An 11,948-nucleotide genomic window follows, 5' to 3' on the forward strand; every position below is an offset into this window, starting at 1 on the left:
GTGGAGATGGGCAAGGCCGATCTGCGCGACCCGCAGCGGGTTGCGGCGGAGCATGCGGGGGTGTCGTACCAGTCGTTCGACCTGATCGATGCCGGCCCCCGGCGCATCGGTGAACTCCTGGAAGAAGTCCTCGGCCTGTTCGCCGAGGGCGTCCTGGAGCCGCTCCCCGTCACCTCGTGGGACGTCCGCCGGGCGGGGGAGGCCTTCCGCCACCTCAGCCAGGCCCGCCACACCGGCAAGGTCGTCCTCACCCTCCCCGCCCCGCTGGAGCAGGGGGGCACCGTCCTCGTCACCGGCGGAACCGGAGAGCTCGGCGGCCTGTTCGCCCGGCACCTGGTCACCGGGCACGGGGTCCGCCACCTCCTGCTGCTGTCGCGGCGCGGAGCCGACGCCCCCGGCGTCGCCGAACTCGTCGCGGACCTGGAGGAGCTGGGGGCGGCATCGGTGACGGTGGCCGCCTGCGACGCGGCCGACCGGGAGGCCCTCGCGGCCGTCCTGGCCGCCGTTCCGGCGGAGCACCCGCTGACCGGCGTCGTCCACGCCGCCGGCGTCCTCGACGACGGCATCCTGTCCGCCCTGACCCCCGAACGGCTCGCCGCCGTCCTGCGCCCCAAGGCCGACGCGGCCTGGAACCTGCACGAACTGACCCGCGACGGCGACCTGTCGGCGTTCGTCCTGTTCTCCTCCGTCGCCGGCGTCTTCGGCGCCCCCGGCCAGGGCAACTACGCCGCCGCCAACGCCTTCCTGGACGCCCTCGCCGCCCACCGCCAGGCCCACGGCCTGCCCGCCCAGTCCTTCGTGTGGGGACCGTGGGACACCAGCGGCGGCATGCTCGCCACCCTCGCCGACGACACCGCCGGGCGCATCGCCCGCTCCGGCGTCGCCCCGCTCGCCCCCGGCCGCGGCCTGGCCCTCTTCGACGCGGGCCGCGCCGCCGGTGACGCCGCCGTCGTCCCCGTCGCCGTGGACACCGGCGCACTGCGCGCCCAGGCCGCGGCGGGCGGCGTGGCACCCGTCTTCCGGAAGCTGGTGCGCACCCCCTCCCGGCGGGCCGTCACGGCCGCGCCGCAGGAGAGCGGATCCGCCTTCCGGCAGCGGCTCGCCGCACTGCCCGCGGCCGAACGCGACCGGGTCCTCGTGGCACTCGTCCTCGACCAGGTCGCGGCCGTCCTCGGCCACGCCACGGCCGAGAGCGTCCAGCCCACCAGGGCGTTCAAGGAGACCGGCTTCGACTCCCTGACCGCCGTCGAACTGCGCAACCGGATGAACGCGGCCACCGGCCTGCGCCTGCCGGCCACGCTGATCTTCGACTACCCCACGCCGGCGGCGCTCGCCGACCACCTGCGCGCCGAACTCTTCGCCGACGAGGACACCCCCGAGCCCGCCGAACAGGCCCCGGCGGCGGCCGCCGCCCCCGACGACGACCCCATCGCCGTCGTCGGCATGGCCTGCCGGCTGCCCGGCGGGATCTCCACACCCGAACAGCTGTGGGACCTGCTCGTCGAGGGACGCGACGCGATCTCCGGACTCCCGGACGACCGCGGCTGGGACCTCGAACGGCTCTACGACCCCGACCCGGACGGCGTCGGCACCACCTACGCCAGGGAGGGCGGCTTCCTCACCGGGGCGGGCGAGTTCGACGCCCGGTTCTTCGGGATCTCCCCGCGCGAGGCCCTCGCCATGGACCCCCAGCAGCGCCTGCTGCTGGAAACCTCGTGGGAGGCAGTCGAACGCGCCGGCATCGACCCGGGCACGCTGCGCGGCAGCCGCACCGGCGTCTTCGTCGGCACCGCCTCCTCCTCGTACGGGTCCGGCATGCGCCTGCCCGAGGGCGTGGAGGGCCACCTCCTCACCGGCAGCGCCACCAGCGTCGTCTCCGGCCGCGTCTCCTACACCTTCGGCCTCGAAGGCCCCGCGGTCACCGTCGACACGGCCTGCTCCTCCGCGCTGGTCGCCCTGCACCTGGCGGTGCAGGCGATCCGGGCCGGGGAGTGCACCGCGGCGCTGGCCGGCGGTGTGACGGTCATGGCGCAGCCCGGCATCTTCACCGAGTTCGCCCGCCAGCGCGGCCTCGCCCCCGACGGCCGCTGCAAGGCCTTCGCGGCCGCGGCCGACGGCACGGGCTGGTCCGAGGGCGCCGGCATGCTCCTGGTGGAACGCCTCTCGGACGCCCGCAGGAACGGTCACCCGGTCCTCGCCGTGGTCCGCGGGTCCGCCGTCAACCAGGACGGTGCCTCCAACGGCCTGACCGCCCCCAACGGTCCCTCCCAGCAGCGCGTCATCCGTGCCGCGCTCGCCGGTGCGGGCCTGTCGGCCGCCGACGTGGACGCGGTCGAGGCGCACGGCACCGGCACCACCCTCGGCGACCCCATCGAGGCCCAGGCCCTGCTGGCCACCTACGGCCAGGGCAGGCCCGCGGACCGGCCGCTGCTGCTCGGCTCCGTCAAGTCGAACATCGGGCACATGCAGGCCGCGGCCGGCGTGGGCGGCGTCATCAAGACGGTCCTCGCGCTCCAGCACGGCGTGCTGCCCAGGACGCTGCACGTGGACGAGCCGTCCCCGATGGTGGACTGGGCCTCGGGCGCCGTGGAACTGCTGACCGAGGAACGGGAATGGCCGCAGACCGGCCGCCCGCGCCGGGCCGGCGTCTCCTCGTTCGGCGTCAGCGGCACCAACGCCCACGTCATCGTCGAACAGGCGCCCGCCGAAGCGGAGGCCGAGGCCGTGGCCGGAGCCCCGGCCACGCCGGACGGCAAGGCCAGGACGCTGCCCGCGGTTCCGTGGACGCTTTCCGGCCGCTCCCGCGCCGCCCTGCGCGGCCAGGCGGAACGGCTCGCCGCGCACGTGGCACGGCGCCCCGGGACCGACCCCGTCGACATCGGCTTCTCCCTCACGGTCGGCCGCGCCGCCTTCGAGCACCGTGCGGTGGTCCTGGGCGCCGATCCGGCCGAGGCGCTCGCCGCCCTCGCCGAGGGCCGCGAGGCCCCCGGTGTGGTCCGCGGCCACGTGGGCGGTGGTTCCTCCCGTCCCGTGTTCGTCTTCCCGGGGCAGGGTTCGCAGTGGGTCGGCATGGCCCTCGGCCTGCTGGACTCGTCGCCGGTGTTCGCGGCGCGGATCGCGGAGTGCGAGGCGGCCCTCGCCCCGTACGTGGACTGGTCGCTGACCGAAGTGCTGCGCTCGGACGACCCGCTGGAGCGGGTGGACGTGGTCCAGCCTGTCCTCTTCGCCGTGATGGTGGCGCTGGCCGAGGTCTGGAAGTCCTACGGGGTCGAGCCTGCGGCCGTCATCGGTCACTCGCAGGGCGAGATCGCCGCGGCCTGTGTGGCGGGCGCCCTCTCGCTGGAGGACGCCGCCAAGGTGGTGGCCCTGCGCAGCCAGGCCATCGATGTGATCGCCGGCCTGGGCGGCATGGTCTCGGTCAGCCTCCCGGCCGCCGAGGCGGCGGAGCGGATCGCGGCCTCGTTCGGTGACCGGCTGGCGGTTGCGGCCGTCAACGGGCCGTCTTCGACGGTGGTCTCCGGCGACGCGGACGCCTGTGCCGAGCTGGTCGCCGTCCTCGAAGCGGAGGGCGTCCGGGCCCGGCGGGTGGCGGTGGAGTACGCCTCGCACTGTGCCCACGTGGAGAAGCTCGAAGCCGAACTGGCCGACCTGCTGTCCGGTCTGAACCCCCGGCAGGCATCGGTCCCCATGTATTCGACCCTGACGGGTGAGCTGCTGGACGGCACGGAGCTGGACGGCGGGTACTGGTACCGGAACCTGCGCAACACCGTCCTCTTCGAGCAGGCCGTGAAGGCGGCTCTCGCCGACGGGCACCGCCTCTTCATCGAGTCGAGCCCGCACCCGGTCCTGGCCGTCGGCCTCGCGGAGATGGAAGCCCTCGCCCTCGGCTCCCTGCGCCGTGACGAAGGCGACCTGCGCCGCCTGTTCACCTCGCTCGCCGAGGCCTGGGTCAACGGCGCCACCGTCGACTGGAGGGCCGTCTTCGACGGCACCGGCGCCCAGCGCACCGACCTGCCCACCTACGCCTTCCAGCACCGCCGCTACTGGCTCGACGAACCCCTCGCGGCCCCGGCCCGGACGGCACGACAAGAGCCGCCCGAGTCGAATACGAACGCGATGGAGGAGAGTGAACCCGGGGACGGTTCCGCGCTTCGCGCCGAACTCGCCGCACTCACCGGGACCGAGCAGACCCTGCGCCTGCTGGACCTGGTCCGCCGTACGGCGGCGGCGGTCCTGGGACACGAGTCGGTGGAGGAGGTCGAGGAGCACCAGCCGTTCCGGGAGATCGGGTTCCAGTCACTGACCGCGGTGGAGCTGCGCAACCGGCTCGGCGCCGCCACCGGTCTGGGGCTGCCCGTATCGGTCGCCTTCGACCACCCCACCCCCGCCGACCTGGCCGCGCACCTGCGGGCCCAGCTCGTCGAGGACGGCCTCGCGGCCCCCGTGTCCGCGCTCGCCGAACTCGACCGGCTGGAGGCCGCGCTCGCCGGCCTGACGGGGGACAAGCGCGCCCGCGCGCAACTCAGGGCCAGGATGCAGGGCCTCCTGTCCGCCCTGGACGACGAACCGGAGCCCACGACGGAGGCGGCGGGTGTCGCCGAGCAGCTCCAGGCCGCCTCGGCGGCCGAGGTCCTCGCCTTCATCGACAACGAGCTCGGAACTTCCTGATGGACCTGATGGACGCGTACATCTTGCGCAAAGGGGACAGCCGATCATGACGGACGACCAGAAGATCCTCGACTACCTCAAGCGGGTGACGGCTGATCTCCACCAGACCCGCCAGCGCCTGCGCGAGGTCGAGGCCGGAGAGCAGGAGCCCGTGGCGATCGTCGCCATGAGCTGCCGCTACCCCGGCGGCGTGCGCAGCCCGGAGGACCTGTGGCGGCTGGTCGCCTCGGGCACGGACGCGGTCGGCGCGTTCCCCGACGACCGCGGCTGGGACGTGGAACGGCTCTACGCCGAGGACCCCGACCAGCCCGGCACCTCCTACGTCCGCGAGGGAGGCTTCCTGCGGGACGTCGCCGACTTCGACGCGGCCCTGTTCGGGATCTCCCCGCGCGAGGCCCTCGCGATGGACCCCCAGCAGCGGCTGCTGCTGGAGACCTCGTGGGAGGCGCTCGAACGGGCCGGCATAGACCCGGCCTCGCTGCGCGGCAGCCGCACCGGCGTCTTCGCCGGCAGCACCGGCCAGGACTACTCGACGCTGCTGCAGCGCTCCGCGGAGCCCGTCGAGGGGTACTACCTCACCGGCACCGCCGCCAGCGTCGTGTCCGGGCGCGTCTCCTACACGCTGGGCCTGGAAGGCCCCGCCGTCACCCTGGACACGGCCTGCTCCTCCTCCCTGGTGGCACTGCACCTCGCGGCCCAGGCGCTGCGGGCCGGCGAGTGCACCCTCGCGCTCGCCGGCGGTTCCACGGTCATGTCCGCCCCCGGCATGTTCGTGGAGTTCTCCCGCCAGCGCGGACTGGCCGTGGACGGCCGCTGCAAGGCCTTCGCGGCCGCCGCGGACGGTACCGGCTGGGCCGAGGGCGTCGGCATGCTGCTCCTGGAGCGGCTCTCCGACGCCCGCCGCAACGGGCACCCCGTCCTCGCCGTCCTGCGCGGCTCCGCCGTCAACCAGGACGGCGCCTCCAACGGCCTCACCGCCCCCAACGGCCCGTCCCAGCAGCGCGTCATCCAGCAGGCCCTGGACAACGCCGGCCTCACCGCGGCGCAGGTCGACGCGGTCGAGGCGCACGGCACCGGCACCACCCTCGGCGACCCGATCGAGGCACACGCCCTGATCTCCGCCTACGGCCAGGACCGGCCCGCCGGCCTGCCGCTGTGGCTGGGTTCCCTGAAGTCCAACATCGGCCACAGCCAGGCCGCCGCCGGCGTCGGCGGCGTCATCAAGATGGTCGAGGCGATGCGCCACGAGGTGCTGCCCAAGACCCTTCACGTTGACGAGCCGACCCCCCACATCGACTGGTCCGCCGGCGCGGTGGAGCTGCTGACCGAGGCCCGCCCGTGGCCCCGATCCGCCGAGCGCCCGCGCCGGGCCGGCGTCTCCTCCTTCGGCATCAGCGGCACCAACGCCCACGTCATCGTCGAAGAGGCCCCCGCGCCCGCACCCGCCCAGGCCCAGGCCCAGGCGCAGGCCGACGCCCCGACGGCCGCGCTGCCGCTGGTCCCGTGGCCGGTCTCCGGCAAGACCGCGGACGCGCTGGCCGCGCAGGCCGCCCGGCTCGCCGCGCACCTGCGCGGCCAGGACGCCGCCCCGCCCGTCGACACCGGCTACTCGCTGGCGACCGGACGGGCCGCACTGGAACACCGTGCCGTCGCCCTGGGCACCGACACCGGCGCCCTGCTCGACGCGCTCGACGCGCTCGCGGCCGGCGAACCGGCCCCCGGCCTGATCACCGGCACCACCGCCGGCGGCCCCACCGCGTTCCTCTTCACCGGCCAGGGCGCCCAGCGCCCCGGCATGGGACGCGAACTGTACGAGGCCTTCCCCGCCTTCGCCCGCGCACTGGACGCCGTCTGCGCCGAAACCGACCCGCACCTGGAGCGCCCGCTGCGCGAGGTGATGTTCGCGGACGACGCCACGGACCTGAACCGCACCTGCTACACCCAGCCCGCCCTCTTCGCGCTCGAAGTCGCCCTGTACCGGCTCGTCGAGGGCTGGGGGCTGCGGCCCGACTACCTGCTCGGCCACTCGGTCGGCGAGATCGCCGCCGCCCATGTGGCCGGCGTGTTCTCGCTGGCCGACGCGGCCCGCCTGGTCACCGCCCGCGGCCGGCTCATGCAGGCCCTGCCCGAGGGCGGTGCGATGGTCTCCGTACGCGCCTCCGAGAACGAGGTCGCCGAGCTGCTCGCCCCCTACGGGGACGTCGGCATCGCGGCGGTCAACGGCCCGCGCTCCGTCGTCGTCTCGGGCGCGGCCGGCTCCGTCACCGAGATCGCGGACGTACTCACCGCCCGCGGCCACAAGACCCGGCGGCTCACCGTCAGCCACGCCTTCCACTCCCCGCTCATGGACCCCATGGTCGCGGACTTCCGGCGGGCCGCCGAGAGCATCGCCTACCACGCCCCGGCCATCCCCGTCGTCTCCGACGTCACCGGCGCCGTCGCCACCGCCGACGAGCTGCGCGACCCGGAATACTGGGTGCGCCACGTCCGCGAAGCCGTCCGCTTCGCCGACGCCGTCGCCACCCTCCACCGCAGCGGCGTCCACCGCTTCGTCGAACTCGGCCCCGACGCCGTGCTGACGTCCATGGGCGCCGAAACCGCCGAGGAAGCCGTGTTCACCCCCCTGCTGCGCGGGGACCGCCCCGAGCCGCAGGCCCTGCTCACCGGCGTGGCCACGGCCCACGTCCACGGCGCCACCCCCGACTGGGCCGCCGTCTTCGCCGGCACCGGCGCCCGCCGCGTCGACCTGCCCACCTACGCCTTCCGCCACCAGCGGCACTGGCCCTCGCGCTGGCTGCCGCAGACCGGCGACGTGACCGCCGCGGGCCTGCGCTCCGCCGAACACCCGCTGCTGGGCGCGGCCGTGAGCCTCGCCGACGGCGACGGCTTCCTGTTCACCGGCCGGCTCTCCCTCCAGACCCACTCCTGGCTCGCCGACCACGCCGTACTGGACACCGTCCTGGTGCCCGGCACCGCCTTCGTGGACCTCGCCGTCCGCGCCGGCGACCAGAGCGGCTGCTCCCGGCTGGAGGAACTGACCCTGGAGGCCCCGCTGGTCCTGCCCGCCTGGGGCGGGGTCCAGCTCCAGGTCTCCGTCGGCGCCGCCGACGCGCACGGACAGCGCCCCCTCGCCGTCCACTCCCGCCCCGACGGCGACGACCCCGACACCGGCTGGACCCGCAACGCGAGCGGCACCCTCGCCCCGGCGGCCGCCGCCAGGCCCGCCGAGCCCGTCTGGGCCGAACTCGCCCAGTGGCCGCCGGCCGGCGCCGAACCCCTCGACACCGACGGGTTCTACGCCGCCCTCGCCGCCCAGAGCTACGACTACGGCCCCCAGTTCCAGGGCCTGCGCGCCGTCTGGCGGCGCGGCGAGGAAATATTCGCCGAGGCCTCCTTCCCCGACGGCCACGACGCCGACGCCGCCCTCTTCGGACTGCACCCCGCCCTCTTCGACGCGGCCATGCACGCCATGGCGTTCCAGGACGCCGACGGAGGCATGGGCCCCGGCCGGGGCCGGCTGCCGTTCGTGTGGAACGGCGTCTCGCTGCACGCCTCCGGCGCCCGCGCCCTGCGCGTGCGGATCACCCCGTCCGGCACCGACGGCGTCACCGTCTTCCTCGCCGACGGCACCGGACTGCCCGTCGCCACCGTGGAGTCCATGGTGCTGCGGCCGGTCGCCGCCGAACAGCTGGCCGGCCCGGGCGCCGACCACCACGAGGCGCTGTACCGCGTCACGTGGACCGAGGCGCCCGCCGCACCCGCCACCGCCCCCGGCCCCTGGGCCCTGATCGGCACCGCCCCGGAGCTGGCGGCCGTCCTGCGCGACCCGGCCGTGCTGCCCGCCGGCCTCGCCGAGTACGCCGACCTGGACGCGCTCGGCGCGGCCGTCGACGCCGGCGCACCCGTACCCGGTACGGTGCTGGCCGCCCCCTACCGGCCCGAGGCCGCCGACGGCACCGCCGCGGCCGCCCACGCCCACGGCCGGCGCGCCCTGGACCTGGCCCGGCAGTGGGCCGAGGACCCCCGCTTCGACGGCGCCCGGCTCGTCCTGCTGACCCGCGACGCGGTCGCCGCCCGTCCCGGCGACACCGCCGCCGGCCTGGCCGCCGCACCCGTCTGGGGCCTCGTCCGCTCCGCACAGTCCGAACACCCGGACCGCTTCGTCCTCGTCGACACCGACGCCGCCGAGGACTCGGCCCGCGCCCTGCCGGCCGCCCTCGCCACGGACGAGCCCCAGTTCGCCCTGCGCGCCGGACAGGTCCACGTACCGCGCCTGGCCCGCATCGCCACCGCGGCCGACGAGCAGCCCGCGCCGCCGGCCTACGACCCGCACGGCACCGTCCTGCTCACCGGCGCCACCGGCACTCTCGGCCGGCTCCTCGCCCGCCACCTGGTCGCCGAGCACGGCGTGCGCCACCTGCTGCTGCTCAGCCGCCGCGGCCAGGACGCCCCCGGCGCGGCCGAGCTGCACGACGAGCTCACCGGCCTCGGCGCCACCGCGACGTTCGCCGCCTGCGACGCGGCCGACCGCGACGCGCTGGCCGCCGTCCTCGCAACCGTGCCGGCGCAGCACCCGCTGACCGCCGTCGTCCACGCCGCCGGCGTCTCCGACGACGGCGTCATCTCCGCCCTGACGCCCGAGCGCGTCGCCGCGGTACTGCGCCCGAAGGCGGACGCGGCCGTCAACCTGCACGAGCTGACCCGGGGCGAGGACCTCACCGCGTTCGTGCTGTTCTCCTCCGTCGCCGCCGCCTTCGGCGGCCCCGGCCAGGGCAACTACGCCGCCGCCAACGCCTTCCTGGACTCCCTCGCCCAGCACCGCAGGGCCCTCGGCCTGCCCGCGACCTCGCTCGCCTGGGGCCTGTGGGCCGAACGCAGCGGGCTGGCGGGCAAGCTGGACGACTCCCACCTCGACCGCATCGGCCGTACCGGCGTCGCCGCCATGGACAGCGACGAGGCCCTCGGCCTGTTCGACGCGGCCGCCGCCCTGCCGGACGCGCACCTGATGCCCGCCCGCCTGGACCTGGCCGCCTTCCGCGCCCAGGGCGCCCCCCGAGTCCCCGCGCTGCTGCGCGCCCTGGTCCGCGTCCCGGTCCGCCGCAGCGCCGCCACCGCCGCGGCCGCCGGTGCGGACAACGCCCTCGCCGCACTGCTGGCCGCAGTCGCGCCGGCGGACCGGGAGCGCCACCTCCTCGACCTGGTCCGCGGCCAGGCCGCGGCCGTCCTCGGCCACGCCGGCCCCGACGGCATCGAGGCCCGGCGCGCCTTCAGCGACCTCGGCTTCGACTCGCTGACCGCCGTCGAGATGCGCAACGCCCTCAAGGCCCTCACCGGCCTGTCCCTGTCCGCCACGCTGATCTTCGACTACCCGACCCCCCAGGTCCTCGCCGACCACCTGGCCGAACTCCTGCTCGGCCAGGCCCCCGCCGCCGACGGCCGCACGGCCGCCGCCGCGGCCCCCGCCGACGACGAGCCCATCGCCATCATCGGCATGGCCTGCCGGCTCCCCGGCGGAGTCTCCACGCCCGAACAGCTGTGGCGCCTGGTCACCGAGGGCGGCGACGCGGTCTCCGCCGTACCCGACGACCGCGGCTGGCACGTCCCCGCCCTGCCCCACCAGGACGGCGCAGCCGCCGGACACGACGCCATCCAGGGCGGCTTCATCGACGACCCCGGCTCCTTCGACCCGGCGTTCTTCGGCATCTCGCCGCGCGAGGCCACCGCGATGGACCCCCAGCAGCGCCTGCTGCTCGAAACCTCCTGGGAGGCCTTCGAGCGGGCCGGCATCGACCCGGGCACGCTGCGCGGCAGCCGTACCGGCGTCTTCGCCGGCTCCAGCGGCCAGGACTACGCGGCCCTGCTCCAGCAGGCCCCCGAGGGCATCGAGGGCTACTTCCTCACCGGCACGACCGCGAGCGTGGTCTCCGGCCGCGTCTCCTACACCTTCGGCTTCGAGGGCCCGGCCGTCACCGTCGACACGGCCTGCTCCTCCTCGCTGGTCGCCCTGCACCTCGCCGCGCAGTCCCTGCGCGGCGGCGAGTGCTCGATGGCCCTGGCCGGCGGCGTCATGGTCATGGCCACCCCGGCCGGCTTCGTGGGCCTGAGCGGCCAGGGCGGTTTCGCCGCCGACGGCCGCTGCAAGGCCTTCGCGGCCGCGGCGGACGGCACGGGCTGGTCCGAGGGCGTGGGCATGCTCCTGGTCGAGCGCCTCTCCGACGCGCGCCGCAACGGCCACCCGGTCCTCGCGGTGGTCCGCGGCACGGCCGTCAACCAGGACGGTGCCTCCAACGGGCTGACCGCCCCGAACGGCCCGTCCCAGCAGCGCGTGATCCGCGCCGCCCTCGCCAACGCCGGTCTGTCGGCGGCCGAGGTGGACGCGGTGGAGGCGCACGGCACCGGCACGACGCTCGGCGACCCCATCGAGGCCCAGGCACTCCTTGCCACGTACGGGCAGGAACGTTCCGGCGACGAGCCTCTCTACCTCGGCTCCCTGAAGTCGAACATCGGCCACGCGCAGGCCGCCGCCGGCGTCGCCGGCGTGATGAAGATGGTCCTCGCCCTCCAGCACGGCGTCCTCCCCAGGACGCTCCACGTGGACGAGCCGTCCCCGCACGTCGACTGGTCGGCGGGCGCGGTGGAACTGCTGACGCAGGAGCGGGAGTGGCCCGAGACGGGCCGTCCGCGCCGGGCCGGCGTCTCCTCGTTCGGCATCAGCGGCACCAACTCCCACGTGGTCCTGGAACAGGCCCCCGAAACCGTCGCCGCCGAGGTGGCGCGCACCCCGCTCGCCGTCACCCCGTGGGTGCTCTCGGGCAAGTCCGAGGCGGCCGTCCGGGCCCAGGCGGAGCGGCTCGCCGCCCACCTCGCCGAGCAGCACACCGCACCGGAGCCCGCCGACGTCGGCCTCTCGCTGGTGACGACCCGGGCCGCCATGGAGCACCGCGCGGTGGTCCTAGGCGCCGATCCGGCCGAGGCGCTCGCCGCCCTCGCCGAGGGCCGCGAGGCCCCCGGTGTGGTCCGCGGTCACGCGGGCGGCGGTTCCTCCCGTCCCGTGTTCGTCTTCCCGGGTCAGGGTTCGCAGTGGGTCGGCATGGCCGTCGGGCTGCTGGACTCGTCGCCGGTGTTCGCGGCGCGGATCGCGGAGTGCGAGGCGGCCCTGGCGCCCTATGTCGACTGGTCGCTGACCGAGGTCCTGCGCTCGGATGACCCGCTGGAGCGGGTCGACGTGGTGCAGCCCGTTCTCTTCGCGGTGATGGTGGCGCTGGCCGAGGTCTGGAAGT

Annotated in this window: 2 protein-coding genes; both read left to right on the forward strand. The window is 75.7% G+C overall.

Features of this window, described 5'->3' with window-relative positions; genetic code table 11:
- The first annotated feature begins 60 nt into the window (after positions 1-60).
- Positions 61-4,668, forward strand: a complete 4,608-nt coding sequence (locus ACFVXK_RS32640; protein ID WP_389618950.1) for an SDR family NAD(P)-dependent oxidoreductase — start codon at positions 61-63, stop codon at positions 4,666-4,668.
- A gap of 46 nt (positions 4,669-4,714) precedes the next feature.
- A partial coding sequence (locus ACFVXK_RS32645; RefSeq protein ID WP_389618953.1) for a type I polyketide synthase occupies positions 4,715-11,948 on the forward strand: 7,234 nt, incomplete at its 3' end.

This window comes from Streptomyces sp. NPDC058157 (assembly GCF_042884105.1).
Taxonomy (GTDB): domain Bacteria; phylum Actinomycetota; class Actinomycetes; order Streptomycetales; family Streptomycetaceae; genus Streptomyces.